The sequence below is a fragment of the Bradyrhizobium sp. Y36 genome, assembly GCF_002531575.1.
GTDB lineage: Bacteria > Pseudomonadota > Alphaproteobacteria > Rhizobiales > Xanthobacteraceae > Bradyrhizobium.
Genome location: NZ_NWTI01000032.1, coordinates 42,077 through 68,558 on the forward strand (window position 1 = coordinate 42,077; position 26,482 = coordinate 68,558).

29 protein-coding genes and 1 tRNA gene are annotated in these 26,482 nt (G+C 65.6%); 14 read left to right on the forward strand and 16 right to left on the reverse strand.

Features of this window, described 5'->3' with window-relative positions:
- Positions 1-8 precede the first annotated feature (8 nt).
- On the reverse strand, positions 9-1,376 hold the full coding sequence (locus CO669_RS33170) for an FAD-dependent oxidoreductase (protein ID WP_097666613.1): 1,368 nt from the start codon (positions 1,374-1,376) through the stop codon (positions 9-11).
- A gap of 111 nt (positions 1,377-1,487) precedes the next feature.
- Between CO669_RS33170 and CO669_RS33175 the strand changes: the two genes are divergently transcribed.
- Positions 1,488-2,372 carry a LysR family transcriptional regulator gene (locus tag CO669_RS33175; RefSeq protein WP_097666615.1) on the forward strand — a complete coding sequence of 295 codons (885 nt, stop codon included), beginning with the start codon at positions 1,488-1,490 and terminating at the stop codon, positions 2,370-2,372.
- A gap of 182 nt (positions 2,373-2,554) precedes the next feature.
- Entirely contained in the window at positions 2,555-2,827 is a 273-nt protein-coding gene (locus CO669_RS33180) for a hypothetical protein (protein WP_198964392.1), read from the forward strand.
- Positions 2,828-2,830: 3 nt separating this feature from the next.
- Here the strand turns inward: CO669_RS33180 and CO669_RS33185 are convergent, their stop codons facing one another.
- Complete coding sequence (locus CO669_RS33185) at positions 2,831-3,634, reverse strand: enoyl-CoA hydratase-related protein (protein ID WP_097666617.1); 804 nt, start codon at positions 3,632-3,634, stop codon at positions 2,831-2,833.
- 156 nt (positions 3,635-3,790) lie between these two features.
- Between CO669_RS33185 and CO669_RS33190 the strand changes: the two genes are divergently transcribed.
- Positions 3,791-4,765, forward strand: a complete 975-nt coding sequence (locus CO669_RS33190) for a ketopantoate reductase family protein (protein WP_097666619.1) — start codon at positions 3,791-3,793, stop codon at positions 4,763-4,765.
- Positions 4,766-4,768: 3 nt separating this feature from the next.
- Here the strand turns inward: CO669_RS33190 and CO669_RS33195 are convergent, their stop codons facing one another.
- Positions 4,769-5,446 (reverse strand): alpha/beta hydrolase family protein, encoded by a 678-nt coding sequence (locus tag CO669_RS33195; protein ID WP_097666621.1) that lies wholly within the window; start codon positions 5,444-5,446, stop codon positions 4,769-4,771.
- 127 nt (positions 5,447-5,573) lie between these two features.
- Here CO669_RS33195 and CO669_RS33200 point away from each other — a divergent pair, with 127 nt between their 5' ends.
- A complete protein-coding gene (locus tag CO669_RS33200; RefSeq protein WP_097666623.1) occupies positions 5,574-6,719 on the forward strand; it encodes an acyl-CoA dehydrogenase family protein in 1,146 nt (381 codons plus the stop codon).
- 18 nt (positions 6,720-6,737) lie between these two features.
- On the opposite strand, the gene CO669_RS33205 is transcribed toward CO669_RS33200, so the two are convergent.
- Complete coding sequence (locus CO669_RS33205; protein ID WP_097666625.1) at positions 6,738-7,622, reverse strand: LysR family transcriptional regulator; 885 nt, start codon at positions 7,620-7,622, stop codon at positions 6,738-6,740.
- Positions 7,623-7,726: 104 nt separating this feature from the next.
- Here CO669_RS33205 and CO669_RS33210 point away from each other — a divergent pair, with 104 nt between their 5' ends.
- From CO669_RS33210 to CO669_RS33220, 3 genes are read left to right on the forward strand one after another with little or no spacing between them, the layout of a single operon-like run.
- Positions 7,727-8,155 carry a DoxX family protein gene (locus tag CO669_RS33210; RefSeq protein ID WP_097666627.1) on the forward strand — a complete coding sequence of 143 codons (429 nt, stop codon included), beginning with the start codon at positions 7,727-7,729 and terminating at the stop codon, positions 8,153-8,155.
- A gap of 20 nt (positions 8,156-8,175) precedes the next feature.
- The gene (locus CO669_RS33215; RefSeq protein ID WP_198964393.1) at positions 8,176-8,637 is read left to right on the forward strand and encodes a DsrE family protein; all 462 of its coding nucleotides are present in this window, start codon (positions 8,176-8,178) and stop codon (positions 8,635-8,637) included.
- Positions 8,630-9,217, forward strand: a complete 588-nt coding sequence (locus CO669_RS33220; protein ID WP_097666631.1) for a TlpA family protein disulfide reductase — start codon at positions 8,630-8,632, stop codon at positions 9,215-9,217. The genes CO669_RS33215 and CO669_RS33220 overlap by 8 nt, the downstream gene beginning before the upstream one ends.
- 3 nt (positions 9,218-9,220) lie before the next feature.
- Here the strand turns inward: CO669_RS33220 and CO669_RS33225 are convergent, their stop codons facing one another.
- Positions 9,221-10,360 carry an amidohydrolase/deacetylase family metallohydrolase gene (locus CO669_RS33225; protein ID WP_097666633.1) on the reverse strand — a complete coding sequence of 380 codons (1,140 nt, stop codon included), beginning with the start codon at positions 10,358-10,360 and terminating at the stop codon, positions 9,221-9,223.
- A gap of 195 nt (positions 10,361-10,555) precedes the next feature.
- Between CO669_RS33225 and CO669_RS33230 the strand changes: the two genes are divergently transcribed.
- Complete coding sequence (locus CO669_RS33230; protein WP_097666635.1) at positions 10,556-11,947, forward strand: NAD-dependent succinate-semialdehyde dehydrogenase; 1,392 nt, start codon at positions 10,556-10,558, stop codon at positions 11,945-11,947.
- A gap of 61 nt (positions 11,948-12,008) precedes the next feature.
- On the opposite strand, the gene CO669_RS33235 is transcribed toward CO669_RS33230, so the two are convergent.
- The 8 genes from CO669_RS33235 to CO669_RS33265 form a co-directional block, all read right to left on the reverse strand.
- Positions 12,009-14,015 (reverse strand): SPFH domain-containing protein, encoded by a 2,007-nt coding sequence (locus tag CO669_RS33235; protein ID WP_097666637.1) that lies wholly within the window; start codon positions 14,013-14,015, stop codon positions 12,009-12,011.
- 189 nt (positions 14,016-14,204) lie between these two features.
- The gene (locus tag CO669_RS36500; RefSeq protein ID WP_245444623.1) at positions 14,205-14,648 is read right to left on the reverse strand and encodes a DUF2569 family protein; all 444 of its coding nucleotides are present in this window, start codon (positions 14,646-14,648) and stop codon (positions 14,205-14,207) included.
- Positions 14,645-14,926, reverse strand: coding sequence for a DUF4339 domain-containing protein (locus CO669_RS36505; RefSeq protein ID WP_245444624.1), 282 nt, complete (start codon positions 14,924-14,926; stop codon positions 14,645-14,647). The genes CO669_RS36500 and CO669_RS36505 overlap by 4 nt, the downstream gene beginning before the upstream one ends.
- Positions 14,927-15,043: 117 nt before the next feature.
- Positions 15,044-15,120, reverse strand: a tRNA-Arg gene (locus tag CO669_RS33245).
- 99 nt (positions 15,121-15,219) lie between these two features.
- Positions 15,220-16,176 carry a tripartite tricarboxylate transporter substrate-binding protein gene (locus CO669_RS33250; protein ID WP_097666639.1) on the reverse strand — a complete coding sequence of 319 codons (957 nt, stop codon included), beginning with the start codon at positions 16,174-16,176 and terminating at the stop codon, positions 15,220-15,222.
- A 47-nt stretch (positions 16,177-16,223) separates the two neighbouring features.
- Positions 16,224-16,595, reverse strand: a complete 372-nt coding sequence (locus tag CO669_RS33255) for a cupin domain-containing protein (protein WP_097666641.1) — start codon at positions 16,593-16,595, stop codon at positions 16,224-16,226.
- Positions 16,596-16,623: 28 nt separating this feature from the next.
- Entirely contained in the window at positions 16,624-17,262 is a 639-nt protein-coding gene (locus CO669_RS33260; protein WP_097666643.1) for an RraA family protein, read from the reverse strand.
- A gap of 21 nt (positions 17,263-17,283) precedes the next feature.
- Positions 17,284-18,801: an AMP-binding protein gene (locus CO669_RS33265; protein ID WP_097666645.1), complete on the reverse strand. Its 1,518-nt coding sequence runs from the start codon at positions 18,799-18,801 to the stop codon at positions 17,284-17,286.
- A 242-nt stretch (positions 18,802-19,043) separates the two neighbouring features.
- Between CO669_RS33265 and CO669_RS33270 the strand changes: the two genes are divergently transcribed.
- Entirely contained in the window at positions 19,044-19,664 is a 621-nt protein-coding gene (locus CO669_RS33270) for a hypothetical protein (protein ID WP_097666647.1), read from the forward strand.
- A gap of 123 nt (positions 19,665-19,787) precedes the next feature.
- Here the strand turns inward: CO669_RS33270 and CO669_RS33275 are convergent, their stop codons facing one another.
- Entirely contained in the window at positions 19,788-20,003 is a 216-nt protein-coding gene (locus CO669_RS33275) for a hypothetical protein (RefSeq protein ID WP_097666670.1), read from the reverse strand.
- Positions 20,004-20,014: 11 nt separating this feature from the next.
- Positions 20,015-21,028, reverse strand: coding sequence for a 2-dehydropantoate 2-reductase (locus CO669_RS33280; RefSeq protein WP_097666648.1), 1,014 nt, complete (start codon positions 21,026-21,028; stop codon positions 20,015-20,017).
- Positions 21,029-21,188: 160 nt separating this feature from the next.
- Between CO669_RS33280 and CO669_RS33285 the strand changes: the two genes are divergently transcribed.
- Positions 21,189-21,785 (forward strand): YidB family protein, encoded by a 597-nt coding sequence (locus CO669_RS33285; protein WP_097666650.1) that lies wholly within the window; start codon positions 21,189-21,191, stop codon positions 21,783-21,785.
- Positions 21,786-21,827: 42 nt separating this feature from the next.
- A complete protein-coding gene (locus CO669_RS33290; RefSeq protein ID WP_083636342.1) occupies positions 21,828-22,100 on the forward strand; it encodes a GlsB/YeaQ/YmgE family stress response membrane protein in 273 nt (90 codons plus the stop codon).
- 93 nt (positions 22,101-22,193) lie between these two features.
- Here CO669_RS33290 and CO669_RS33295 read toward each other — a convergent pair whose 3' ends face one another.
- Positions 22,194-22,979 carry an SDR family NAD(P)-dependent oxidoreductase gene (locus tag CO669_RS33295; protein ID WP_097666652.1) on the reverse strand — a complete coding sequence of 262 codons (786 nt, stop codon included), beginning with the start codon at positions 22,977-22,979 and terminating at the stop codon, positions 22,194-22,196.
- A gap of 238 nt (positions 22,980-23,217) precedes the next feature.
- Here CO669_RS33295 and CO669_RS33300 point away from each other — a divergent pair, with 238 nt between their 5' ends.
- The 3 genes from CO669_RS33300 to CO669_RS33310 are packed head-to-tail and all read left to right on the forward strand — an operon-like array spanning position 23,218 to position 26,287.
- Positions 23,218-24,282 carry an acyl-CoA dehydrogenase family protein gene (locus CO669_RS33300; RefSeq protein ID WP_097666654.1) on the forward strand — a complete coding sequence of 355 codons (1,065 nt, stop codon included), beginning with the start codon at positions 23,218-23,220 and terminating at the stop codon, positions 24,280-24,282.
- Positions 24,283-24,298: 16 nt separating this feature from the next.
- A complete protein-coding gene (locus tag CO669_RS33305; RefSeq protein WP_085351673.1) occupies positions 24,299-25,459 on the forward strand; it encodes an acyl-CoA dehydrogenase family protein in 1,161 nt (386 codons plus the stop codon).
- A gap of 15 nt (positions 25,460-25,474) precedes the next feature.
- Positions 25,475-26,287: an enoyl-CoA hydratase/isomerase family protein gene (locus tag CO669_RS33310; protein ID WP_097666656.1), complete on the forward strand. Its 813-nt coding sequence runs from the start codon at positions 25,475-25,477 to the stop codon at positions 26,285-26,287.
- The last annotated feature ends 195 nt before the right edge of the window (positions 26,288-26,482 follow it).

Below are 26,482 nucleotides of genomic sequence, written 5' to 3' on the forward strand. Positions count from 1 at the left end.
CAGTGCGTTTACAGGCCTTCGGGTACCATCTGGTCCCGGCCGATGAAGGCGCCCTGTTGTTTCAACGTTTCCTGCAATTTTTCAACCGGGATTTCGCGTGGAATGCGGTTACCCGACAACGCCAGAGCCGCGGCGGAACCGGCGGCCTCGCCCATCACGAAACAGGCACCGGAAACCCGCGCCGCCGACTGGCCCTCATGGGTCATCGAGGCACAGCGGCCGGCGACCAGGAGATTGTCGACGCCTTGGGGCACCAGCATCCGGTAAGGCAGCTCGTTGTAGCCGCGCGATTCCGGGATCGGCGGGAAGGTGAAGACGACGTCGCCGGGAACATGGGCCTCGATCGGCCAGCCATTGACGCCGATGGAATCCTCGAACGAGGCGCAGCCAAGCACATCCTCCCCGCTGAGCTGATAGCCACCGGTGATGCGGCGGGTCTCGCGAATGCCGAGCTGCGGCGGCAAATCGACGATATACGACTTTTCAAAGCCCGGGACCGTGTTGCGCAAAAACTCGTAGGCCGCGAGCGCCTGCTTGCGGCCCTCGATCTCGCCGCGGGTGAGGTCATCGGGCTCGACGCCGTTGATGGCGTGGCCGTCCTCGCGCGCGACTTGCGTAAAATTCACCCGCCATTCGATGCCGGACTTTTGCGGCCGCACGATCGCGCTCTTGCGCGGGAAGGTGTAGGTGCCGGCGGCCGCGGCTTTCTCCATCAATTGCGGAATGGTGCGCCAGGCATCGCCGGCCTTGTCGGGATCGATGCCGTTGAGGCGCAGCATCATCGAGGGATAGAGCGGATGGCCGTGTTCGTCACCGATCTCGAACGGCGCGCCGGCCCACACTGCAAGGTCGCCGTCGCCGGAGCAGTCGATGAAGATCTCGGATCGCACCGCCTGCCGGCCGGCCTTGGTCTCGACCAGCAGCGAGTCGATGCGACGCTCGTCGCCCATCACCACGCCGGCGCCGAGGGCATGGAAGAGGATGTGCACCTTGTGGCTGGCGAGCAGCTGATCGGCCGCGATCTTGTAGGCGGCGGTGTCGTAAGCCTGGGCGAACACCTTGCCGAGGATCAGATGCGGCGCGTTGAGGCCGTTCAAATGGTCGATCCGCGCCAGCAGCTCGGACGCCAGGCCCTGCACCAGCCGCCGGTGCTCGCCGTGGACGTTGCCATGCAGGCCGCAGAAATTGGTGACGCCGGCCGCGGTGCCCATGCCGCCGAGGAAGCCATAGCGCTCGATCAGCAGCGTCTTCCGCCCGGCCCGCGCGCTCGAGGCCGCCGCCACGATGCCGGCCGGGCCGCCGCCGAGCACGACGACCTCGTACTCGCCATAGAGCGGCACTGTCCGTGCCGGTTCGTCGATCGTCATGGCCCGCATGGCGCGTCCCTTCCCAAAATCTCTTGCTTGGGCTCGACTATGAATTAACGCGAGACGGGCTACAATCCACCAAAATACGCGATCAGCTTTCGCGAATCGAGAAAGGTCGACATGGACATCCTCGTGAACCTGCAGGCCTTCCTCGCCACGGCCGATGCGTCCGGCTTCTCTGCCGCGGCACGCAAGCTCAATGTCTCGACCTCGGTGGTAGCAAAACGCGTCACGCAGCTGGAGGCGCGGATCGGCACGCCGCTGTTTCATCGCTCGACCCGGCAATTGCGGCTCACCGAAGCCGGTCAGCGCTACGTGCACCGCGCCCGCGGCGTCGTCACCGACGCCACCGACCTGCTCTCGCGCATGGGCGAGAAGGGCCACGACCTCGTCGATCACCTGCGCATCAAGGCGCCGACCTCGCTGACGGTGGCTCGGCTTGCCGACGCTTTCAGCGCGTTCCAGACTGAGAACCCGAAGCTCAAGCTCGACATCGTGCTGATCGACCGTCCGGTCGATCCCGTCACCGAAGGTTTTGACATCGCCATCGGCGCCTTCCCGCATTCCTTCGGCGGCGTGGTCGACGAGCCGCTCTGCGCGCTGAAGCGGCTGCTCTGCGCCTCGCCGGCCTATTTGAAGAAGCACGGCACGCCCAAGCATCCGCGCGATCTCGTCGAGCATCGCTGCCTGAGCTTCCTGCCGACGGGACCTGAATGGATTTTTGATGGCCCGCGCGGCCGCATCAGCATCCAGGTCAGCCCGCTGCTCTCCTCCAACGAAGGCCATGTGCTGGCGCGCAGCGCGATCGCCGGCAACGGCATCGCGCTGCTCTCGCATTATCTCGTCGCGGACGCCCTGCGCGACGGCAAGCTGAAGCCGGTGCTGCGCGATTTTCCGATTCCGGAACTGTGGGTGAAGGCCGCGATCCCCGAGCGGCGACGCAACGCAGCCGCGGTGCAGGCGCTGCTGACCCTGCTGAAAACGTCACTGGCGCCGTCGCTGTAGACAGCGCCCAATATGCGCTGCCGTAGCCCGGATGGAGCGAAGCGCAATCCGGGTTTCGTGCCGTGCGGGGACAGTCGGACGATGAGGTTGGCCGGCCCCGGATTACGCTTCGCTCCATCCGGGCGACAGGGCCTGCCACAAGACGGTTGCTCGGGAATCGCGAACCTGACAGAAGGGCCACCATGGATTCGACCTTTGTGAAATACGCATTCACCGCCCTGACCGCTCTCGCGATCTCAACCACCGCCGCCTCGGCCGTGGAGCAGAACTGCCGCTTCATCCAGGCCAAGCCCGAGCGCGAAGCCTGCTACAAGCGCCAGGAGGACGAGTTGGCAGCGAAGCGCAAGCCCGTTGCACCCGCCGGCGAAGGTCAGACGCTCGAAACGTTGCGGCAGATGCGGCAGGACGACGACGCCGTCTATCGCAGCATTAACAACATCTGCCGCGGCTGCTAAAGTTCAGCTTTTTCCGCCGTTCCATCGCCCCGCCCGCTTCTCCGCGAACGATGCCAACCCCTCCGCGGCCTCCGCGCTCTGGCGCTTGAGCGAGTGCAGTTGCACGAGGCGGGTGTAGGCGGCATCTTCCACCGCCATGCCGCCGAACGAGCTTTCCAGCGCGAGGCGCTTGGTCTCGGCCATCGCCTCCGGTCCGTTGGCGAGCAGCTGTTCGACCACCTTGGCTCCCGCGGCTTCGAGGTCGCCGAGCGGCACCACGTCGTGGACGAGGCCGATGCGGCGGGCATCCTCGGCGCCAAACCGTTCGCCCGTCAGCGCGTAACGGCGGACCTGACGGACGCCGATGGCGTCGCAGAGCTGCGGGATGATGATGGCCGCCGTCAGGCCCCAGCGCACTTCGGTGATCGAGAACAGGGCATTGTCCGCGGCAATCACGACATCGCAGGCTGCGATCACGCCGGTGCCGCCGCCGAAGCAGCCGCCCTGCACCAAGGCGACGGTCGGAATCGGCAGGGTGTTGAGCCGCTGCACGGCCTCGAAGGTCGCGCGCGAGGCCGCCTCGTTGGCCTCGGCCGATTGCGGCCGCACGCCGTTGATCCATTTGAGGTCGGCGCCGGCCTGGAAGTGCTTGCCGTTGCCCCTGAGCACGACGACGCGCAGGTTCGGCTTCTTGCCGAGATCGTCCATGGCGGCGAGCACACCCGCGATCAACGCGCCGTCATAGGCATTGTTGACCTCCGGCCGGTTCAACGTGACGGTCGCAACCCCACGCTCGTCTAGTGTCCACAGGACGGGGCTGGCAGTCATCGGCGATCCCTCCGGTTCATTTGCTTGGCGTGCACTATGGCCGAGAGGACGCATTCCGATCCATATCTTTCCAGCGTGGGGCGGTCGCGCCCATCGCATGGCGGCTTGTGCCATGGTGGCGCCGGGCGGCAGTTTGGGACCAGGAACGGAATCATCATGCGCATCTGCATTTTCGGCGCGGGCGCCGTCGGCAGCCATATCGCGGTACGGCTGGCGCGGGCCGGCCACGACGTATCGTGCGTGATGCGAGGTGCGCATCTGGAGGCGGCGCGCGCAGGCGGCCTCAAGCTGCGGGTCGGCGATTCCGAGGTCAGCGCCAAGGTGAACGCGTCGGGCGATCCGGCCCAGCTCGGCCCGCAGGACGTGGTGATCTCGACGCTGAAGGCGACCGCGCTGACCGGGCTGGTGTCCAGCATCAAGCCGCTGCTGCAGGACGACACCGCCATCGTGTTCGCGCAGAACGGCATTCCCTGGTGGTACGGCATCGGCCTGCCGCCGCGGCACCCGACCCCGCCGGACATATCTTTCCTGGATCCCGGCGGCCGCCTGCGCGCCTGCATTCCGAAGGAACGGATCATCGGCGGCGTCGTCTTCTCCTCCAACGAGGTGACCGCGCCCGGCGTCGTGCACAACCTCACCCCGGACCGCAACCGCCTCCTGATCGGCGAATGCGACGACCGCAATTGCGAGCGCATCACAAGACTGCGGAATGTCTTCAACGACGCACGGCTGGAATCGCCCCCCGTGGCCGAGATCCGCGAGGCGATCTGGTCAAAGCTGCTGACCAACATGTCGCTCTCGGTGCTGTGCCTGCTCACCGGCCAGACCGCGCGCGGCGTACGCGACGACCCGGCCTTTGCCGACGTGATCCCGCGCATGCTGAACGAGGCCAACGACATCGCCCAGCACTTCATCCCCGAGGTCAAGCGCGTCACGCGCAGCGGGCCCGCTCCCAACCACAAGCCGTCGCTGCTGCAGGACTACGAGCTCGGCCGCGCCATGGAGATCGACGTGCTGGTGAAGGCGCCCGCCGCCTTCGCGCGCACTGCCGGCCTGTCGACGCCGACGCTGGACTTGATCGCCGCGCTCGCGATCCAGAAGGCGCGGGACAAGGGGCTGTACGCGGCGTGAGCCTCAGGCGAGCTGGTCGATCCAGGCGACGAGCGCATCCAGCACCTCGGTGAGCGCCTCGTCATTGGTCCGGCCCGACTTCTTCAGCACCGCGAAGGAGTGATCGCCGCCTTCGACTTCATGCAGCGTCGCCTTCGCCCCGAGCGATGCGATGACGGGCTTGAGATGGCCGAGATCGGCAAGCCCGTCCCGCGTTCCCTGCAGGAACAGCATGGGGATCGCGATGCCGGCGAGGTGCTCGGCACGCTCGGACGACGGCTTCTTGGCGGCATGCAGGGGAAAGCCGAGAAAGGCGAGCCCCTTGACGCCAGGCAGCGGTGCCTTCGCTTGCGCCTGCGAGGTCATGCGTCCGCCAAAGGATTTGCCGCCCGCGATCAGCATGACCCCGGGACAGATCCGCGCCGCTTCCGCAACGGCCGCGCGGATGGCGGCGTGCGCAACGGCCGGCTGGTCGGGACGTCCCTTCTTGTCTTCCATGTAGGGGAAATTGAAGCGAAGCGTGGCAATGCCGCGCGCCGCAAGACCGTCCGCAACCTTCTGCATGAACGCATGCCGCATGTCGGCGCCGGCACCATGCGCCAGAACGTAGCAAGCGCGCGCCTTGTCGGGCTGCGTCAGGATCGCCGAGACCGTGCCGATGCGCTCGATGTCGAGCTTGAGCTCTTTGGTTTTCACAGCCAAGATCAGCCATCCCAAACAGACGCGTTTCCGGCCGCCTTGGTAGCGTCACCGGCGCAGCCTGAAAACACAATAATTGCCGCCGCGAGCCGGCCTACCAAGCCGGAACGACGCATTATCAGAGGTAATCATGACCTACCGCTCCTCCTGGATGACCGAAGAGCTCGACGTCTTCCGCGACCAGTTCCGGAAATATCTCGCCAAGGATCTGGCGCCGCACGCCGAGAAATGGCGCGAGCAGAAGATGGTCGACCGTTTCGCCTGGCGCGGCCTCGGCGAAATGGGCGCGCTGCTGGCGAGCGTGCCGGAGGAATATGGCGGGCTGGGCGCCACCTTTGCCTATGACGCCGCCGTGCTCGACGATCTCGAAAGCACCGTGCCGGAGCTGACCACCGGCGTCTCCGTGCACAGCGCCATCGTCGCGCATTACATCCTCAATTACGGCTCGGAGGAGCAGAAGAAGCGCTGGCTGCCGAAGATGGCCTCCGGCGAGATGGTCGGCGCCATCGCCATGACCGAGCCCGGCACCGGCTCGGATCTGCAGGCCGTCAAGACCACGGCGAAGAAGCAGGGCAATTCCTACGTCATCAACGGCCAGAAGACCTTCATCACCAACGGCCAGGCCGCCGATCTCGTCGTCGTGGTCGCGCGCACCGGCGAAGCCGGCGCCAAGGGCATTTCGCTGATCGTGGTCGAGACCGCAGGCGCGGACGGCTACAAGCGCGGGCGCAACCTCGACAAGATCGGCCTGCACGCCTCCGACACGTCGGAGCTGTTCTTCGACAACGTCACGGTGCCGCCGGAAAACCTGCTCGGCAAGGAAGAGGGCCAGGGCTTCGTCCAGCTGATGCAGCAATTGCCGCAGGAGCGCCTCGCGCTCGCGGTCGGCGCCGTTGCCGCGATGGAGCGCGCGATCAAGCTCACGGTCGATTACACCAAGGAGCGGAAGGCGTTCGGCAAGCCGCTGATGGACTTCCAGAACACCGCCTTCACGCTCGCCGAGCGCAAGACCGAGGCGATGATCGCGCGCGTCTTCGTCGACTGGTGCATCGAGCGGCTCGTCGCCAAGGACCTCGACACGGTCACGGCGTCGATGGCGAAATACTGGTGCTCGGAGAAGCAGGTCGAAACCGCCGACGAATGTCTCCAGCTGTTCGGCGGCTACGGCTACATGCAGGAATACCCGATCTCGCGCATCTTCATCGATTCCCGCATCCAGAAGATCTATGGCGGCACCAACGAGATCATGAAGCTGTTGATCGCGCGGTCGCTATGATCCTGTTGCCCTGCCCGGCTACTTCATCCGCTTGTCGGCGGCGATGAAGTCGATGAAGGTCCTGACCTTCGCGGAAAGATATTTGCGGCTCGGATAGACCGCAAAGAGCTTCCCGGCAAAGACGATGTGCTCGGGCATGACGTGCTCGAGCCGTCCGGCTGCGATGTCTTCGGTGACGAGCCATTTCGGCAGGAAGGCGAGGCCCATGCCTTCGAGAGCGGCCATGTGCAGCAGCGTTTCGTTGCCGCTGCGCAGCACCGGATTGAGCTTGACGGTCTCGGGGCCGTGCTCGCCCTGAAAGGAGAAGCTCTCGCCGGGGTAAAGCGCGTAGTGCAGCAGCGGCTGGCCGGCGAGATCGGCGAAGGTCGCCAGACGTCCCGCGCGCTTGAGGAAGGCGGGAGCGGCCACCATGTAGAACGGAACGCTGGTGATCGGCCGCGCGATCAGCGCCTCGTCCGGCGTGCCCGTGGCACGCAGGGCGAGATCAAAACTCTCCTCGACCAGATTGACGAGGCGGCCACTGAGATCGACATCGAGGCGCACCTCGGGATAGCGCGCCTGATAGTCCGCCAGCACGCCCGCAAAAATCGCGTTCGCCATCCACACCGGTGCGGTCAGGCGCAGCGTTCCGTGCGGAACGACGGTCGCGTTGCTGACGGCGGCTTCGACCTCGTCGAGCGAATCCAGCATCTGCCGCGCCTGCTCGAAATAGAGCGCTCCGCTCTCGCTCAGGCTGACGCGCCGGCTGGTCCGGTTCAGCAACCGCGTGCCAAGCCGCTTCTCGAGCTGCATCACATGCTTGCTCGCCATGGCCGGGGAGATGCGCAGGCGCTGCGCCGCGGTCGCGAAGCTCTTCAGCTCGGCGACCAGGCAAAACACCCTCATGCTGACCAGGGAATCCATGAGATCATCAACATCCAGGAAACGAACTAATCCCGGAACGCATAATGATCAAAAATAAGGAAACTATCAAATGGTGGCAACCCTCACATCCCTGGAGAGCCACCATGACCACCGCCACCTTCGAGACCGCCCATCCCGGCCGCCCCCTTCGTATCGGCCTTTGGGCCGCCCAACTCGTCCTCGCCCTCGTCTTCATCTCGGCAGGGTTCGTGAAGCTGACCACCCCGATCCCCCAGCTGGCCGCGATGATGCCCTGGGCCGGCCAATATTCGGAGACCTTCGTCCGCTCCATCGCGCTGGTCGACCTCGCCGGCGGCATCGGCATCCTGCTGCCGGCCCTGACGCGGATCCTGCCACGGCTGACCGTGCTCGCTGCGCTCGGCTGCGCGGTGCTGCAGGTCATCGCGCTCGGCTTCCACCTCTCGCGCGGCGAAGCTGACGTTGCACCGCTTAACGTCGTGTTGCTCGCGCTCAGCCTGTTCGTGCTGTGGGGACGCAACGGCAAGGCGCCGATCGCGCCGCGTCAGTTCTGACCGACGGGAGCGCCGTCGCCATGATCTCCGCCAACGGATGGTCCCGCAGGGGACTGCTCGCCGGCAGCGCGATCCTCACGGCCGGCGGCGCCGCCGCGGCCAAGGCGGATCGCCTTACGGACGGCGTCGTCATCCTGATCGACAGCAACGAGCCCCATGTCATGGGCCACGCGATCAGCTATTCGGCCAATCTCGCCAAGCATTTTGCCGACAAGGGCGCGAAATTGCCGATCGAGGTCGTCGCCAACGGCAAGGGCATCGACATCTTCCGCGCGGACAAGACGCCGCTGGTCGAGCCGCTCGCGACACTGCGGCAGTCGCTGCCGAACCTCAGCTACAGCATGTGCGCTTCGTCCAAGGCGATCGCGGAAGCCAAGGAGCAGGTCTCAATTCCGCTGATATCGGGCGCGAGCCTCGTTCCGTTCGGCATCGGACGCGTCGTTGATCTGCAACTGAAGGGCTGGGCCTATATTCATGCGTGAGAAGCCGCGCGCGTTGTCGCGGCGATCGCTCCTGATCGCCGCGCCGGCCTATCTCACTGCCCTGCGCAACGCCGGCGCACAGGACGGCTGGCCGCCCGTGTTCGAAGCCGGCCGCAGCCAGTTCACCCTGGTGCGGCCACACGCGCCGATGCCGCAGCTGAGGCTTCAGGACCCGCAAGGCCGCGATGCCGTCGTGGCGGCGAAGCCGGGCCGCATCACGCTGGTGAACTTCTGGGCGACCTGGTGCGCGGCCTGCAAGCTCGATCTGCCCATGCTCGCCAGCCTTGCCGGCTCGCGGCCCGACCGGCTCGACATCGTCGCGATCTGCACCGACACGAAAGACCTGCGCAAGGTCCGCACATTTCTCGGCGGCCTCTCGGTGCAACACCTCGCCTGCTTTATCGACGCTTATGGCGCGGCGGCCAAGGCCTCGAGCGAGATGTTCTCGATCGTCGGCATGCCCATCACCTATCTCGTCGGAACGAGCGGCCGCGTCGAGGGCTACATCACCGGGGCGCCCGACTGGCTGTCGCCGGCCGGCGCGCGATTGCTGCAATTCTATCGCGAGCAGGGCTCGTGACCGTCATTTCGGATGCCACCAGCGGCCGCCGATGACGACGCCTTCCGACACGATCTTGCTGTTACCGATCAGGTGCTCGCCGACGACGTCCTCATAGTCGAACTGCCCCTGCTTCACCGTAACAAGCGTGGCGTCGCCGACGCAGCCGGGCTTGAGGCTGCCGAGTTCGGGACGCCGCAGCGCCATCGCGGCATTTACCGTCGACGCAGCGATCACATCCGATAGCTCCATACCCATGCAAAGGAACTTCGACATGGTGGTGACCTGGTCGAAGGCGGGGCCGTCGATGCAGAGCTGGTGGATGTCCGAGGAAATGGTGTCGGGATAAAAACCGTTGGCGAGCATCGCACGCGCGGTCTTGAACGCGAACGAGCCCTTGCCGTGGCCGATGTCGAACAGCACGCCGCGCTCGCGCGCGTCCAGCACCGCCTTCTTTACCGTGCCTTGCGCCGTCGCGGGCGTATTGGGGAAGGGCCGGAAGGCGTGGGTGAGCACGTCGCCGGGACGCAAGCGCGCCAGCACCTCCTCATAGCTCGGCGGCGGATGGTCGATATGCGCCATCAGGGGCATGCCGACCTCGTCGGCAACCTGAAGCGCGATGTCGAGCGGCACCGCCCCTGACGTGCCCGAGGAATGCAGGCCGACGCGCACCTTGATGCCGACGATGAGGTCGCGATTGGCATCGGCCACCTTGGCCGCCTCGATCGGATTCATCAGCCGCAACTCCTCGCTCTCGCCGACCATGATCCGGTGCGAGAAACCGAAGATGCCGGCATGCGAGACGTGCAGGTAAGCGAGGATGCGGACCTGGCTCGGCTCGATCACGTGCTTGCGGAAGCCGGCGAAATTGCCGGGGCCGGCGCTGCCGGTATCGACCGCCGTGGTGACGCCGGAGAGACGGCAAAATTCCTCGGCGTCGATGCCGAGCGAGGTGCCGCCCCAATAGACATGGGTGTGGAGATCGATCAGTCCCGGCGTGACGATCAACTGCGAGACGTCGCGCACCTCGGTGCCCGGATCCGCCTTGAGGGCGTTGCCGACCGCTGCCACCTTGCCGCCGGCAAAGGCGACGTCGGTCACGGCGTCGAGCTTCTGCGACGGGTCGATCACACGGCCTCCGCGCAGGATCAAATCGAAAGGCATCGTCGTCTCCGGATGTGGCGGCCGAATGCAGACAGGGTCAGCCGGCAAGACAGGGAGGTATCCCCCTGCGCATCGATAAACACGGCATGATTCATGTCAATGTCCGAGCCGGGCTCAATTCTATGATCCGATCGACCGGCAAGCCGACAGCGATCTGGCTTCCCAACAATCTCCCCGCCTAAAAGGATCACGGACATGAGCTACGCCACAATCAATCCGTATACCGGCGAAACTCTGAAGACCTTTCCCAGCGCGACCGATCAAGAGGTGAGCGCCGCCATCGATCGCGCGGACACAGCCTTTCGCGCCTGGCGCGAAGTCCCCATTTCGGCTCGCACCGTGGTCCTTCAAAAGGCGGCAGACATCCTGCGGCGGGACTGCGATACCTATGCAAAGCTCCTGACGCTGGAAATGGGCAAGCTGTTTGCCGAGGCCAAGGCAGAGGTCGAGCTCTGCGCGCGCATCTTCGAATATTACGTCAAGAACGCCGAGCAGCTGCTGCGGCCGGAGAAGCTGCCTGTGGCAGACCCGGCGGAGGGCGAGGCGATGATCGTTCACGATCCGCTCGGCGTGATCCTCGCCATCGAACCCTGGAACTTTCCCTATTACCAGATCGCGCGCATCATCGCGCCCCAGCTATCCGCCGGAAACACCATCCTGCTGAAGCACGCCTCGAACGTGCCGCAAAGCGCGGCAGCCTTCGAACGCATCATGCGTGAGGCCGGCCTGCCCGAAGGATGCTTCACCAAGCTTTACGCCACCCGTTCGCAGGTCGAGATGATCATCAACGATCCCAGGGTCCATGGTGTCGCGCTCACCGGCTCCGAGGACGCCGGCGCGATCGTCGCCGCCCAGGCCGGCAAGGCGCTGAAGAAATCCACGATGGAGCTCGGCGGTGCCGACGCGTTCGTCGTCCTCGCCGATGCCGATCTGGAAAAGACCGTCAAATGGGCCGTGTTCGGCCGGCACTGGAACGGCGGCCAGGTCTGCGTTTCCTCCAAGCGCATGATCATCGTGGATGCCGTGTACGACGAATTCCTGGCGCGCTATCGCAAGGGTGTCGCCGCGCTGAAGGCCGGCGACCCCTTCGATTCCGAGACGACGCTGGCGCCGCTCTCGTCGCAACACGCCGCCGACGAGATCAGGGACAGGATCCAGCAGGCCGTCAAGCAGGGCGCGAAGGCCGAGGAAGTCGGTCCGTCCGTGCCGAACCAGGGCGCGTTCGTGCAGCCCACCATCCTCACCGAGGTGAACGAGGACAACCCGGCCCGCTATTGGGAATTCTTTGGCCCGGTCTCCATGCTGTTCCGCGCCAGGGACGAGGCCGACGCCGTGCGCATCGCAAACGACTCTCCCTTCGGCCTCGGCGGCTCAGTGTTCACGTCGGACACGAAGCACGGCGCGGAAGTCGCGCGAAAGATCTCGACCGGCATGGTGTTCGTCAATCACCCGACCAAGGTGGAAGCGGACCTGCCCTTCGGCGGCATCAAGCGATCAGGCTATGGCCGCGAGCTGCTCGGGCTCGGGCTCAAGGAGTTCGTCAACCACAAGCTGATCGACGTCGTCGATATCGACGCCCGCTTCTGATCGACGACACAAATGCGGGGAGCGCGCCGAGACGGCCCGCCCCCCGCATCCTTGATTGCGATCAGCGCCCGTTCGGCTTGCGATCCGCTCGCGGCGCCTCGTCCTTCAGCCGCTCCAGCGCGTCGGGCATCATGCGACCGAACATCGAGCTCAGCATCGCGGTCGGGATCAGGCCGGCGTTGCTGCTCTCCTGGCCCTGCCCGCCGGACATCAGGAATTGCGGCACCAGCGGCTGGTTGATCTTGGTCAGAGCTTCCGCAAACTTCGCGAAGTTCTGCTCGGCCAGCCTGAACTCGGGGCCGCCATAAGCGTCGACGGCGAGTTTCGTCGCCTGGGCGTTGGCGGTGCCGACGGCCAGCATGCGATCGGCTTCGCCCTGGCCCTCCAGCCGTGACTGCTGACCGACCGCGGCCGCGGTCACCTTCCGGGTCTCGGCATCCTTTTGCGCGCGGGCGAGTGCGGCTGCGCCCTCGTTCTCGTTCACCTTGATCTGGATGAGCGATTGCGTCAGCGCCGACTGTGCCGCCGCCGTCGCCTTGGCCTCGTTGAGCGTGCGCTCCTGCACCGCGGCCTTCTCCTGCTCCCGGTAGGTCTCGATCTGCTCGCGCGCGATCTGGCGCGAACGAAGCTGGATCAGGATGTTCTCAATGGTGTGATCGCCGTTCGCGGCGCGCGGCGTGCCGATCAGTACCTCCTGAAGGTCGAGCGAGTAGCTCTCGAACTTCGCCTTCATCTGCGCCGCCGATTCCTCCTGGATTTGTGCCCTGTTCTGGAGCAGTTCGATCAGGGTCATCTTTTGCGCGATGTTCTTGAAGAACGCGCTGACCATCGGGTCGAGCGTTTGCTCGACCAGCTTCTTCACGTCGCCGAAGCGCTGGATGATCATCGGCGCCTTCTTGTAGTCGATGTGCATCACCACCGAGAGCGGCAGCGTCGGCTCGAACGCGTCCCGTGTGATCAGCGAGATCTCCGACAGGTTCTCGTCCAGCTTCATCGCGCCGACCTCGCCGCGCACCCATTTCAGGATGAAATTCACCGTCGGGATGATCTCGATCTTGCCGGCATAGGTATTGAACGCGTATTTGCCGGGCAGCAGCGGGTCCTTCCAGACGCCGCGGCCACCGTTGATGACCAGTTCGCCATGGCGATACTGCTCGCCCGACACGTCGTCGCTGTGCGGACCGGTGTAGAAGATGACGACACCGACATTACCGACCGGGATCACCGTCTTCGGCACCGCCTCGACGGTCGCGAACAGGCGATTGATGTACCAGGTGCCCTCGACGATGACCTGGAGCTGCCGGCCACGATAGCCGCCGGCCCGCAGGAATTGCTCGGGCTCCTGGAAGTTGTTGTGGAAGGTCTCCCAGTCGCGCAGATCGACGCCGACCTCGGGCGCAATGATCTCGCCCGGCGGCAGCGACGGGCCGTCATGCACGGTGACGACGCCGACGAGGTCGTGGTCCGCCGCGAGCACGACCGGCGCAAAGCCCCAGCGCTCGGCGATGGTGAGCTGCATGGCGTCGAGCACGCCGCGCTCCTGCTCGCTGAGGGCATGGCCGTAGACGCGGTCATCGGTGATGATCGCGAACTGCGTCGTGTTGATCGCATAAGTGCCCTCACGCAGGACTTTTCGCTGCGGACCCTTCTGCCCGCCGCCGAGCAGGAAGCGCCGCGCGTCCTGGAAATCCGACCTGTCGTCGCTGTCGTTGGCGCCGAGCACCTGCGAGGCGCCAAGCGGCGCGCCGTCGCGCGCGAACACATAGGCGATCTTGCCCTGCCCGACCGTGACCAGATCCGATTTGTGAATCCGGTACATGAACGGAAAGAACACGTGCAGACCACCGCGCAGCACTTCCGGCTCGTAGCCTGCCTCGCCGTTCAGCGCGATGAAGCCGCTGTCGATCGAGCCCTTCGTCGACCACAGCTTCTCGACGATGCCGACTTGGTTGTTCGGAATGTAACGAAAGATATTGGCCAACCGCAGCACGATCGCGAACGCGATCGCTGCCGCCGCCCACAGCGCCGGCTGGATCAGCCAGGCGCCATTGAAACCATTGAGGTCCATAGTCTTCTCCACAATTCGCAACTGGGCGGCTTGGGTTAACCAAAGCCACACCCCAGAATTGCGGAGGGCGAGATGTGAATACGGCCCGTGCTCTGCAAGCACGATGGCGCGCAAAGCAGTGACGATCTTTTTTTATTCGCCACTTGACGAGCGGCAAAATGGGGAGAACCGCCGGCGACGTAACGCGCCTTATTTCGTGAACGTCTGCGCGACCCTGCGGGAGCGAAGCAGGTACGTGATCCAGACCGCGGCACTGATCGCACCGACGATCGTTTGTCCGATCTGTTGAGGTTCGATGATGAAAAAATCGCTGAAGGGACGGTTCAGGGCGGCGGAAGAGAACGATGCGACCAGGAGGAGATCGACGAGCGGCATCAGCACCGCGCAGATCGCTTGTACGACGAAGAAGGCCGGGAAGCGGTGGGAATGCATGAACATGAGCACCGTCGTCCAGATCACGAAGCCGATCATGGCGGCATTGATCAGCATCTCGCTCCAGATCACCGCCGGCGCGTAGGTCCAGACCTCGTCAGAGATCGACTGCACATATTGTCCGACGTTGAAGACCCGGCGCAGGATGCCCATCACCTGGCCGAACGCAAGAAGCGCGAGCCAGCCGCTGATGCCGGTCATCTCGGGCTGGATGTCCTTGAAGGCCGCAGCGTCTTCGCGGGGACGGCAGGCTCGCGAACGGTGTCGATCGCCGGCGGTGCCGGGTCTGGCGGTTGCGGTCGAAGAAGCTGCTCGGCAATCTCGCGCACCTCAGCAACCGGCTTCCAGCTCTCCAGCCCCTCCCGCCAGACCAGCACGCGCTGCCAATCCGCAATGCGAGCCAGTAGCGGAAGCAGCTCCGAAACCGGCATCGGGCCGCGCTTCTGCAGACCTTCCGCGTAGAACCACAAATCCGCCATGCAACGCCCCTCTACACCCGCCGCATTCTAGCCGGCTATCGGCACACGTCACGATAGAAGTCGATTGAAGGGGGCTACCAGCGCCGCGCCCGTGGCGACGCAGAAGTCTCGGAAAAATGGCGATCCCGGCATGACTCGAACATGCGACCTACGGTTTAGGAAACCGCCGCTCTATCCGGCTGAGCTACGGGACCGCGGAACCCGCAGAGCGGGTTGCCTGGAGCTGTACATATCAAAGCGAGGGCCGAATCGGAAGCCCTTGCCGCGATCAATGCGGACGTCCGCCGGCGAACTTACGCCTTGATATTGTTATCTTTCACCACCTTGCCCCAATAGGCGACCTGCTTGTCGAAGAAGGTCTTGAAGGCGGCGCCGTCCTGGAGCAGCAGCGTCATGTGCTGGGTCTCCTTCAGTTGGGTGGCGGTCGCGGGCTCGCTCAGGATTTCCTTGGACGCTGCCGCGAAGGCTGCGACGACGTCAGGCGGCGTGCCGGCGGGCGCGAAAATGCCCCACCAGGCCAGCGTCTCGAAATCGGGAAAGCCCGCCTCGATCGCGGTCTGGGTATCGGGCAGGGTCGGCAGCCGCTCGCGGCCGAGCTGCAGGACCGGATGCAGCATGTTGGTGCCGAGCTGGGCGGCGACCAGCGCGGCCGATCCCGCGATGAGATCGACATGGCCGCCGAGCACGTCGTTCATCGCCGGTCCGCCGCCGCGATAGGGCACGTGCATGATCTCGACGCCGGCCTTGCTGCCGAGCACGGTCATGGCGAGATGGCCGAGCGTGCCGATGCCGACCGAGGCGTATTTCACCGCGCCCGGCGTCGCCTTGCAGGCCGCCACCACGTCGGCAAAGCTCTTGTAGGGCCGACCGGCGCCGGCCGCGATCACGTAAGGCGCGGTGCCGATCAGCAGCACCGGCATCAGCTCGCGCTCGACGTCCACCGGCGGTTTGTCGAGGATCGACGGAATCACCGCGTGGGAATCGAAGGTGACCAGGAACGAGGTGCCATCGGCCGGGCTCTTGGCAACCTGTGCAGCTCCAAGCGCGCCGGCCGCGCCGGATTTGTTCTCGACCACGACGATGCGATTGAGTTTTGTCTGCAGGCTGGCCTGCAGGAGCCGCGCCATCGCATCGGTCGAGCCGCCCGGCGGAAACGGCACGACCAGCGTGATCTTGCCGGCCTGCGCCATGGCCGGCGTCAGCGCGAGAATGGCCGGCGCGGCCAGCAGCGTCCGTCGTGTGATCGTCATGGTCCCCTCCCTTTTGTTTTCAGCGCCTGGCTTTTGCTCTTTGGCGCCTAGGTCGTGCCGAAGCCCGACCCTGCTTTTCTGTATTCTGGCCGAGGCGGACTGAAGATGTCCAGCACCCGGGCGCCATCGGGGCCGGCGCGCATGGTGTGCGGCACATTGCCCGGGGTGCGCCAGAAATCGCCCTTCTTCACGGCAATCTCCTCGTCGCCCTGGACGCGGATGGCCGAGCCGTCGAGCAGCACGCCCCATTGCTCTTCGGGATGGTGGTGCAGCGTGCCTTGCGCATGCGGCGCCAACGTCACCACCGACAGCATCGCCTGCTCGCCGGAGAAGATGCGCGTGGTCACTCCCGCCGCGAGCTCGCGGAACAAGCCGTCGGCGGGATTGTCGATGTTGTGGAATTCGTCCTTCTGGCTCAAATCGTCCTCCCTTTGCGTCTCGTTGCGATCAGGATTTGCCGTAGGAGCCCTGATAGCGGCCCTCGCGGATCGCCTTCATGGTCTCCTCTTCGCGCGCGACCTGGGCGCGCACGGCTTCCAGCAGCGCCGCCGCGCCGGCGGCAGGAAACGACACCACGCCGTCCTCGTCGCCGACGACGATGTCGCCGGGGGAAATCACGCTGCCGCCGACGGTGACAGGCACGTTGATCTCGCCGGGGCCGTTCTTGTAGGGGCCGCGATGGATCACCGCGCGGGCGTAGCAGGGAAAGTCGTCGGCCGCGAAGGCCGCGACGTCGCGGATCGCGCCGTCGATGACGTAGCCTTCGGCTTTGCGCCATTGCGCGATGTTCTTCATGATCTCGCCGACCAGCGCGCGGGTCTCGTCGCCGCCGCCGTCGACCACGATCACGTCGCCGGGGCCGACCAGCTCGAGCGCGCGGTGGATGGCGAGATTGTCGCCGGGACGGGTGCGCACGGTGAAGGCCGTCCCGATCAGCTTGGCGCCGCGATGATAAGGCCGCAGCCCCACCGCGCCCGGCAACCGGGCGAGATTGTCTGATATGACAGAGGTCGGCGCACCGCGAAAGCCCGCGATGATCTCGGCCGGCGGCTTCGGCACGCTGTTCGCTGCGATGGTGATCGTCATGTCCAAAAATCCTTCCGTCGATTAGTCGGCGTGCGCCCGCGCCTTCGCCGGCATGATCCGGAAGGCGCGCCCCTCCTTCATCCACGCCGCGCGTTCGTCGCGCAATAGTGTTCTGCGAACCTTGCCTGAATCGTCGCGCGGCGGGGCGCTGACGATCTCGAAGCTTTCGGGGTGCTTGTAGCGGCTGAGCCGGTCCTTCAGGAAATCCGCCATGCCGTCGGCGATCGTCTGGCCATCCGTATCCGCTTCCGCTTCGATGATGGCGTGCACGCGCTGGCCCAATTCCGGATCGGGCAATCCGACCACCACGCAGGAGCGTACGCCGGGCGCCTCGGAGACGGCCGCCTCGACCTCGGCCGGATAGATGTTGGCGCCGCCGCGCAGCACCATGTCGGCGAGGCGGTCGCCGAGATAGAGATAGCCCTCCGCGTCCAGCCTGCCGATATCGCCGAGCGATTCCCAACCGTCGCTGCGGCGCTTCGGCTCGGCGCCGAGATAATGATAGGTGGCGTCCTTGCCGTCATTGTTGAGGAAATAGATCTCGCCGGTCTCGCCCGGCGCGACGTCCTTGCCGTCCTCGCCGATGATGCGTAAGCGCGCCATCTCGCCGATCTTGCCGACCGAGCCTTTGTGCGTCAGCCATTCCGTGCCCGAGATGATGCAGGAGCCCTGCCGCTCGGTGCCCCCGTAAAGCTCCCAGATCCGCTCGGGCCCGAGCCAGGCGATCCAGTTCTCCTTCAGCCAGGGCGGCATCGGTGCAGCCATATGGAAGACGGTCCGCAGGCTCGACAGATCGTAGGCGTTGCGCACGTGCTCCGGCAGCGCCCAGATCCGGTGCATCATGGTCGGCACGAAATTGACCCATTGCACGCGCTCGCGTTCGATCTGCCGCAGCGTCTCCTCGGCGTCGAACCTGACGAGGCCGGTGAGCTTGCCGCCGGTGAACAGCGCGTAATGCGACACGATGAACGGCGCGTTGTGGTAGAGCGGGCCGGGATTGAGCAGCGAGACGCCGAAGGGAATGCTGAGCGGCGGCGCCGCGACGGTGTCGGTCACCGCCGGCTGGTGATCGAGAATCACTTTCGGCCGCCCGGTCGAGCCGCCTGACGTCATCGCCTTCCAGTAGCGCGCGACCGGCGGGTTGAGCGGCTCGTCCGAAAAACCTTGCGGCATGAAGTCGGCGGGCAGACGGTTCGGCGCGTTCCAGTCGGCCTCACCGCCGACCACGAGCGCGGGCTTGAGGATGTCGAGCACCGCGGCGGCTTCGCCGCGCGGCAGCCGCCAGGACAGCGAGGTCGGCGTCGCGCCGCACTTCCACACCGCGAAGGTGGTCTCGAAGAACGCATTGCCGTTCGGCAAGCCGATCGCGACGAAGTCGCCGGGCTTGACGCCCTTGGCCATGAACGCCCGCGCGCGCCGATTGGCGCCGCGCTCGAGCGCGTCCCATGTCAGCTTGTCCTGTCCATGCTGGACGGCGATCGCGCCTTGCGGTTTACGCTCAGCGTACCAGCGCGGCACGTCGGACAGGGGCAGCAGCATCGGGCGTTTCCACTTCGTCTTCTTGGCGTATTTCTTGGCGTCGCCCCGAGTGAGGCGCTCGCGGGGCGAAGTGTAGCAACAGGCCAGCGCAGCGCTGTGACTCCCGCGCCACGTCAAGCACAAAATGTCAGCATTGCAGCCATGAAATTCCCGGGTTCCACGGGTGACAAGCCGGCGATAAAGAGGCAAAAATCCGGCTCGACTCAGTTCGGGTTGAGTTTGGCAAGGAATGCTCTCGTAGAATGTCGTCAGTGATTGCATTGCGTCGTGCGGCGCTGTTTCTCGTGGCCGCAGCAGGACCTCTTCTGCTGACGCATACGCATGCCCAGGCGCAGTGGTGGAAACGCGCGCCGGTCGATTTCGAGGAGTGTGCGGACGCTGCCGAGAAAGCCGCGACCAAGGCCGAGAAGACATCCGCGCTTGCCGACTGCAACGCCAAGTTCGCCGGCCGCCGCAAGGCCGGCGGCGGGTATTCCTATTACGACTTCCTGCAGGACCGCACCTTCGACATCGCCGGCCCCAACCCGACGCCGGAGGAGCAGAAGAAGATCGACGCAGCCTATACCGCCTATCTCGCCAAGGAGCGCCGCAGCAACGAAGCGGCCGAGGCCATGGCACGGCAGCAGCGCGAGCAGCAGGAACAGCAGGTGCAACGGCTCCAGCAGGTCGCGCTCAGGACCGATGTCGAGCGCGTGCCGGTGCCGGTCGAGCGACCGAAGGTGCAGCAGACCGTCGGCCAGCGGAAGGGCACGCCCTGCACCAAGGGCTCCTTCTCCTGCGAATGGCCGCGGCTGTCGGAAGGCCTGAACGACCTGAAGAAGCTGTTCAACCCGACGCCGTCCAAGCCGGCGAAGAAGAGCTGACGTCACGAGCTCCGCCGTCGTCCCGGACAAGCGTAACTCTCGACAACGCGAAGCGCTGTTGAGAGTGGAGCGCCGATCCGGGACGACGACTGGGGATGTCGCACCACCTGCGCAGGCAACGCGTCAGCTCTTGTGCTTCTTCTTGCCGTGCTTCGGTTTGGCCACCGGCGCATCCACCGGCGCCGTTGTCGCCGGCGAGGTGCCCAACTGCGACCGGCTCTCCTGCAAGCGCCGGTCATAGCCGGGCGAGGTCACGACCGTCGGCGGTCTGGCGTCGGCGAGCGTCGAGGCGCCGCAGAGCGCGGCGAGCGCGAGGGCGATCTTCAGGCAATGCTTCATGGCAGGCTCCATCATCCCTGGACCTCGCCGCGGATCTGTTGCGGCGTCAGCCGCGGCGGTCCGTTGCCGGCGGCTTCGGCTTCCCTGATCAGCGCAACAATGCGGCGCATCAGCGGCACGTCGACATGATTTTGCCCGGCGAGCGCGATGACCGCGCCCTGCAGATAGTCGATCTCGGTCTTGCGGCCCTGCTTCAGGTCCTGCCACATCGAGGAGCGCGCCTCCGGATCGATCTTCATCGTCCGCCCCAGGATCGCGGTGAAGATCGCATCCGGCAGTCGCAACAAGGTCGGAGACCATCTCATCGGGATCGGCGTGGAAGACACCGGCGCGATGCCGGCGGCCTTCAGCACGGCCAGCCCCTCCGCCATCTGGTCCGCGAACAGCCGCCGCCAGTCGCGGTTCGCCAATTGCGCGGCGAGCGGCATGTCGGACAACGCGCTGAGGGCGTTGTTCAGATTGATGATCAGCTTGCCCCATTGCACGCCGGTGATGTCTTTGCTGGCGCGCACGCTGAGGCCCGGCACCGAAAGCGCTGCGGCCGTGTTCTCGGCATCCGCGCCGATATGGATGTCGCCGGAGGTCGAGCGGTGGAAACGCCCCTCGCCCATGGCGATCACGTTGAACGGCACCATGCCGGCCAGCACCCGGCGGCCAGCGAGACGCTCGCGAAGCACCGCGACATTGCCGACACCGTTCTGGAGCGAAACGATGACGGCGTCCTCGGGCGCATGCCGCGCGATCTGATCCGCGACACCGGCCGTATCGGCGCTCTTGACGCAGACCAGCACGATGCCGGCGCTGTGAAGGATCGCGGGATCCTCCGACAGCGCGAGCTGGCCCGCGCCGAGCTTCCGCTCGACGCCGTCGAAATCCGTCAAACGCAGGCCGAACCGTTCGATCTCGGTCTGCACCCGCGGCCGCACCAGCAGCGCGACACGGCGACCGCCGGCCGCCAGCATGCCGCCGACGAAGCAGCCGATGGCGCCGGCGCCAGCCACCACGATCGGTCGATCCGTAACCACTGAGCTTGCCCCCTGAACGACCCGCCTTCGATAGCAGAGGCGAGGCCGGCAACCAATCGCGTCGCATTCGACTTGTAACGGTCATGAGTGCCCCATATGTTTTCGGCCGGGGGCAGTCAGCGGCGAGCACTCGCCGGAAGAGACGCCAAAGGAGAGCACCATGGGTCTACTCGACGTCCTCAACGGCATGCAGAACGGCCCGCGCGGTCCTTCGACGCCGAGCTCCGAGAAATCCTCCGGCGGCATGTCGCCGATGACGATGGCGATCATCGCCCTGCTTGGATGGAAGGCCTTCAAGCATTTGACGGCCAGCCAGCCGGGCGCGGCACCACAGCAGTCTCCGACGAACCTGCCCCCGCCAGTGAATACGGGTTCCGGCGGTGGTCTTGGAGGCGCGCTTGGCGGAGGCGGAGGTCTCGGTGACCTGCTGAAGGGCGGCCTCGGCGGCCTGCTCGCCGGCGGCGCGGCCGGCAGCGTGCTCAGCGGCGGTCTTGGCGATCTCCTCAACCAGCTCCAGCAGGGCGGCCACGGCGAGACCGCGAATAGCTGGGTCGGCAAGGGCGAGAACAAGGCGATCGCGCCCGGCGATCTCGCCAATGCGCTCGGCGCCGACCAGATCGAAAGCCTGTCCGCCCAGAGCGGCCTGTCGCGCGACGAACTTCTCTCCGGCCTCAGCCAGTATCTGCCTAAGGTGATCGACCATCTGACGCCGGACGGACGGCTGCCGACCGAGAACGAGCTCTCGGGCAGAATTTAACCAGACCTCGATCGACGCGCTTTCGGGAAGGGGAGCACACTCATGAGCATGGGCGGCCTGTTGTGGATCATCGTCGTCGGCTTCATCGCCGGCCTCATCGCGCGCTGGCTGGCGCCGGGGCCGAACAATCCGAGCGGCTTCATCCTCACCACCATCCTCGGCATCGCCGGCGCGTTTCTGGCGACCTTCGTCGGCCAGGCCATCGGCCATTACAGCCCCGACCAAGGCGCCGGCTTCATCATGGCCACGATCGGCGCGGTGGTGGTGCTGTTCATCTGGCACCGCCTGGTGGCGAGCGGCGTGATCAAGGGGTAGGTCGTTTGTCATTCCGGGGCGCGAAGCGAACCCGGAATCTCGAGATTCCGGGTTCGATGCTGTCGCATCGCCCCGGAATGACGTCGTCCAACATCACGTAATCAAATGCATCCCCGCATCCATGCGCACGATCTCGCCGGTCATGTTGCTAGACGCCGGCATCGCCAGGAAGCAGACGAGCTGGGCGATGTCGTCCGCGCTTGACGCGACCTTGAGCGGCACCTTCGCCACCACGCTGTCGCGCACCTGCTTTGCCTGCGCCTCGCCGCGGCCCTTGGTGAACCAGGGCGTGTCGATATAGCCGGGGCACACCGTGTTGACGCGGATCAGCGGTGCCAGCGCACGCGACAGCGACAGCGTCATGGTATTGAGTGCGCCCTTGCTCGCAGCGTACGCAATCGACGAGCCGACGCCGCTGATGCCGGCGACCGAGGACACGTTGACCACGGCGGAGGGCCGCCCCGAAGCCTTCGCACCGGCCTCGAGCAGGCTGCGCGCGGCGCGCACCATCTGGAACGGACCGATGGTATTGACGCCATAGAGGCGTTGGAAATCTTCAGCCGACAGGCCGTCGAGATCGGCGTGAGCGACATGCTTGGTGGTGCCGGCATTGTTGACGAGAATGTCGAGCCGGCCCCATCCGCTGGCTGCCGCGACGATCTTGCGGCAATCCTCGTCCTTTGAGACGTCACCCTGCGCGACCAGCACCTCCGCCGCGCCGGCCTTGCGGCAGAGCTCGGCCGTGGCCTCGGCTTCCTTCTGGCTCGACGAATAGTTGATGACGAGCCGCGCCCCGCTGCGCGCGAGAATTTCCGCCGTCGCCGCGCCAAGGCCGGAGGCTGACCCCGTCACGATTGCGCACAAGCCATCCTTTGCCATCGGTGTTTCCTTCCCTCTGCATGTTGCTGGCGCCCTGTTTAGCGAGTTTGCGGCGCCCTGCAAATCGAGCAAACTCCGCTAAGCGGAATTAGCTTGGGCCCCATGTCCGCGCCGCAGGTTGACCTGCGATCAACGCTTGTCAGGGCCATGGCTTTTTCGGATCATCGGGCGCAAGAAGACCTGCGCGGCTCTCGCTCGACCAGGCGGGACGCGCCAACGGAAAAGCACGGGGAGCGCTGTGGCGGAGAGTGACAACATCGTCGTCGAGACCGCGGAGAAGATCTTCGCCGATCTCGCCGATCCGCAAACCATCAACAACGACAAGAAGGGCGCGTGGCAGGCGCCGCTGTGGCAGGCTTTGAGCGAAGCCGGCCTGCCGCTGTCCTGGGTGCCCGACGATCTCGGCGGCTCCGGCGCGAGCCTTGCCGACGGCTTTGCACTCTTGAACGCCGCCGGCCGTTTCGCGGTCGCGGTTCCTCTGGCCGAGACCATGCTCGCCGGCTGGCTGCTGGCCCAGGCGAAGATCGCCTCGCCCGAAGGCGAGATGACGGTGCTGCCGGCAAGCCCGAAGGACCGTATCACCCTCGATGCCGACGGCTCGCTCTCCGGCCGCGCCCGCGGCGTGCCGTTTGCGAAGGCGGCGAAGCATCTTGCTGTGCTGGCGCATGGCAAGGATGGCGCCGTGATCGCGCTGGTCGATGCAAGCAAGGCGCGAACCGAATCCGGCCTCAATGTCGGCTACGACCACAGCGACACCGTGACGCTCGACAAGGTTCAGCCGGTCACCATCAAGCCGGCGCCCGATGGCGTTGACCAGACCACGCTCATGCTGATGGGCGGCGTCGCGCGCAGCCTGCAGATCGCCGGCGCGCTGGAATCGATGCTCGACATCTCCGTGCGCTATTCCAACGAGCGCGTCGCCTTCGAGAAGAAGATCTCGAAATTCCAGGCCGTGCAGCACAACCTCGCCCGCCTCGCCGGCGAATCCGCCGCCGCGCTTGCCGCCGCAACCTCGGCGGCCGACGCCATCGCGAACGCCAAGGCGTTCGACGACGCGGTCTATCTCGAAGCCGCCTCGGCCAAGATCCGTTGCGCGGAAGCGGCGGAAAAGGGCGGCGCCATCGCGCATCAGGTGCACGGCGCGATCGGCTTCACCATGGAGCACATTCTGCACCGCTACTCGCTGCGCGCGCTGGCCTGGCGCGACGATTTCGGCTCGGAGAGCCATTGGGCGGTCGAGCTCGGCAAGCTGGTGGCAAGCCGCGGCGCCGACGAATTGTGGCCGCTCGTGGCGTCGCGCTGATCAGGGAGAGAAACACATGACCGCTGCCCTTCGTTTCGACCCGATCCGCCTGCCCGAGAAGTGTGAGCAATTGCGCAAGGAAGTGCGCGCCTTCCTGGCCGAGGAAATCGCCGCCGGCACTTTCGATCCGCACAAGCCCAACCGCGAGGATACCGACGCGCCGGAATTTTCCCGACGAGTCGGTGCCAAGGGCTGGCTCGGCATGACCTGGCCGAAGAAATATGGCGGCCAGGAGCGCTCCTTCCTCGAACGCTATGTCGTGACCGAGGAGATGCGGGTTGCCAACGCGCCGACGCGGCGCTTCTTCGTCGCCGACCGCCAGAGCGGGCCGGTGCTGCTGAAATACGCGCCCGAACACATCAAGATGGACATCCTGCCGCGGATCTGCCGCGGCGAGATCTGCTTTGCCATCGGTATGAGCGAGCCGAACTCCGGATCGGATCTGTTCGCCGCGAAGACGCGCGCGACCAAGACCGACGGCGGCTATCTCATCAACGGCACAAAAATCTGGACCTCGTCCGCGCATATCGCCGACTACATGATCGCGATCTTCCGCACGTCGCAGCCGACCAAGGAAAACCGCCGTCACGGTCTGACGCAGTTTCTGGTCAAGATGAAGCAGCCTGGCATCCAGGTGAACCCGATCGGCCAGATCACCGGCCAGTACGAGTTCAACGAGGTCGTCTTCACCGACTTCTTCGTGCCCGACGATCACGTGCTCGGCGAGGTCGACGGCGCCTGGAAGCAGGCAACCAGCGAGCTCGCTTATGAGCGCTCCGGCCCCGAGCGCTTCCTCGAAACCTATTACGTGCTGACCGAGCTGGTCCGCGCGGTCGGCCCGAACCCGGATACGCGCAGCGCCGAAGGCATCGGCCGGCTCGTCGCCCAGCTCCACACCATGCGGCGCATGTCGGTCTCGGTCGCCGGCATGCTGCAGGCCGGCAAGGAGCCGGTGGTCGAGGCGTCCATCGTCAAGGACATCGGCACGGTCTGGGAGCAGCAGCTTCCGCACCGCGTCCGCGATCTCGCCGCCTTCGTCGAGGAGACCGCGACCAACCGCGAGACCTTGGAGCGGCAGCTCGACTTCGCGATCAAGACCGCACCGAAACTCACCATCCAGGGCGGCACCACCGAGGTGCTGCGCGGCATCATCGCGCGCGGACTGGGACTGCGCTAACATTTCGAGGACATCATGAGCACCTATAAAGACATCGGCGTCGAGAAAGTCGGACATGTCGGCACCATCGAGATCCGCCGCCCGCCGCTCAACTTCTTCGACATTTCGCTGATCAACCAGATCGCGGATGCGCTCGAGGAGTTCGACCGCGACATCGAGATCCGCGCCTCGGTTCTCTCGGCGCAGGGCAAGGCGTTCTGTGCCGGCGCCAACTTTCAGGATCCGGCGCGGCAGGCGCAGGAGGCGCGTGAAGCCGACAAGAAGGGCGATCCGGCCGACAGCCTCGGCGCGATCAACCATCTCTACATCCAGGCCGTGCGCATCTTCCGCGCCAAGAAGCCGATCGTCGCCGCCGTGCAGGGCGCGGCCATCGGCGGCGGGCTCGGCCTTGCGGTGTCGGCGGATTTCCGCGTCACCTGCCCCGAAGCGCGCTTCTCCGCGAACTTCACCAAGCTTGGCTTCCATCCCGGCTTCGGCCTGACGACAACGCTCCCCGAGCTGATCGGCAAGAACAACGCCGAGCTGATGTTCTACACCAGCCGCCGCGTCACCGGCGAGGAAGCCGTGAAGTGGGGCCTCGCCAACGTGCTGGTGCCGCAGGACCAGGTGAAGGCGGAAGCCATGAAGCTCGCCAACGAGATCGCCGAATGCTCCCCGCTCGGTCTGCTCTCCACCCGCGCCACCATGCGCAACGGCCTCGCCGACCGCGTCATGGCCGCAACCAACCACGAGCTGGCCGAACAGACCCGGCTGCGTGCGACGGAAGATTTCAAGGAAGGCGTGAAGGCCACGGAGGAACGGCGCGCGGCGAATTTCAAGGGGCGGTAGCGGCGTATCGCGCCGGCGGCGCCACATTCACCGCTGTCGTCCCTGCGAAAGCAGGGACCCATAACCACAGGGAGAAGTTGTCGCGCGCAGCTGGTCACCACTAGTCTTCGCCAAACTACTCCCTGTGGTGATGGGGTGGACGGCCCCCTACGGCATCAGTGTGCCAGAATGAGGTTGTCAGACACCCATTCACAG

What these genes read in the sequence shown, in the direction of transcription:
- CO669_RS33260 (WP_097666643.1), bottom strand. Translation starts at nt 17,262, where the DNA reads ATGACGATCACCATCGCAGCGAACAGCGTGCCGAAGCCGCCGGCCGAG.
- CO669_RS36500 (WP_245444623.1), bottom strand. Translation starts at nt 14,648, where the DNA reads ATGACCGGCATCAGCGGCTGGCTCGCGCTTCTTGCGTTCGGCCAGGTG.
- CO669_RS33190 (WP_097666619.1), top strand. Translation starts at nt 3,791, where the DNA reads ATGCGCATCTGCATTTTCGGCGCGGGCGCCGTCGGCAGCCATATCGCG.
- CO669_RS33215 (WP_198964393.1), top strand. Translation starts at nt 8,176, where the DNA reads ATGATCTCCGCCAACGGATGGTCCCGCAGGGGACTGCTCGCCGGCAGC.
- CO669_RS33295 (WP_097666652.1), bottom strand. Translation starts at nt 22,979, where the DNA reads ATGGCAAAGGATGGCTTGTGCGCAATCGTGACGGGGTCAGCCTCCGGC.
- CO669_RS33290 (WP_083636342.1), top strand. Translation starts at nt 21,828, where the DNA reads ATGAGCATGGGCGGCCTGTTGTGGATCATCGTCGTCGGCTTCATCGCC.
- CO669_RS33230 (WP_097666635.1), top strand. Translation starts at nt 10,556, where the DNA reads ATGAGCTACGCCACAATCAATCCGTATACCGGCGAAACTCTGAAGACC.
- CO669_RS33275 (WP_097666670.1), bottom strand. Translation starts at nt 20,003, where the DNA reads ATGAAGCATTGCCTGAAGATCGCCCTCGCGCTCGCCGCGCTCTGCGGC.
- CO669_RS33175 (WP_097666615.1), top strand. Translation starts at nt 1,488, where the DNA reads ATGGACATCCTCGTGAACCTGCAGGCCTTCCTCGCCACGGCCGATGCG.
- CO669_RS33205 (WP_097666625.1), bottom strand. Translation starts at nt 7,622, where the DNA reads ATGGATTCCCTGGTCAGCATGAGGGTGTTTTGCCTGGTCGCCGAGCTG.
- CO669_RS33250 (WP_097666639.1), bottom strand. Translation starts at nt 16,176, where the DNA reads ATGACGATCACACGACGGACGCTGCTGGCCGCGCCGGCCATTCTCGCG.
- CO669_RS33225 (WP_097666633.1), bottom strand. Translation starts at nt 10,360, where the DNA reads ATGCCTTTCGATTTGATCCTGCGCGGAGGCCGTGTGATCGACCCGTCG.
- CO669_RS33265 (WP_097666645.1), bottom strand. Translation starts at nt 18,801, where the DNA reads ATGCTGCTGCCCCTGTCCGACGTGCCGCGCTGGTACGCTGAGCGTAAA.
- CO669_RS33200 (WP_097666623.1), top strand. Translation starts at nt 5,574, where the DNA reads ATGACCTACCGCTCCTCCTGGATGACCGAAGAGCTCGACGTCTTCCGC.
- CO669_RS33310 (WP_097666656.1), top strand. Translation starts at nt 25,475, where the DNA reads ATGAGCACCTATAAAGACATCGGCGTCGAGAAAGTCGGACATGTCGGC.
- CO669_RS33270 (WP_097666647.1), top strand. Translation starts at nt 19,044, where the DNA reads ATGTCGTCAGTGATTGCATTGCGTCGTGCGGCGCTGTTTCTCGTGGCC.
- CO669_RS33235 (WP_097666637.1), bottom strand. Translation starts at nt 14,015, where the DNA reads ATGGACCTCAATGGTTTCAATGGCGCCTGGCTGATCCAGCCGGCGCTG.
- CO669_RS33210 (WP_097666627.1), top strand. Translation starts at nt 7,727, where the DNA reads ATGACCACCGCCACCTTCGAGACCGCCCATCCCGGCCGCCCCCTTCGT.
- CO669_RS33220 (WP_097666631.1), top strand. Translation starts at nt 8,630, where the DNA reads ATGCGTGAGAAGCCGCGCGCGTTGTCGCGGCGATCGCTCCTGATCGCC.
- CO669_RS33180 (WP_198964392.1), top strand. Translation starts at nt 2,555, where the DNA reads ATGGATTCGACCTTTGTGAAATACGCATTCACCGCCCTGACCGCTCTC.
- CO669_RS33305 (WP_085351673.1), top strand. Translation starts at nt 24,299, where the DNA reads ATGACCGCTGCCCTTCGTTTCGACCCGATCCGCCTGCCCGAGAAGTGT.
- CO669_RS33285 (WP_097666650.1), top strand. Translation starts at nt 21,189, where the DNA reads ATGGGTCTACTCGACGTCCTCAACGGCATGCAGAACGGCCCGCGCGGT.
- CO669_RS33185 (WP_097666617.1), bottom strand. Translation starts at nt 3,634, where the DNA reads ATGACTGCCAGCCCCGTCCTGTGGACACTAGACGAGCGTGGGGTTGCG.
- CO669_RS36505 (WP_245444624.1), bottom strand. Translation starts at nt 14,926, where the DNA reads ATGGCGGATTTGTGGTTCTACGCGGAAGGTCTGCAGAAGCGCGGCCCG.
- CO669_RS33170 (WP_097666613.1), bottom strand. Translation starts at nt 1,376, where the DNA reads ATGCGGGCCATGACGATCGACGAACCGGCACGGACAGTGCCGCTCTAT.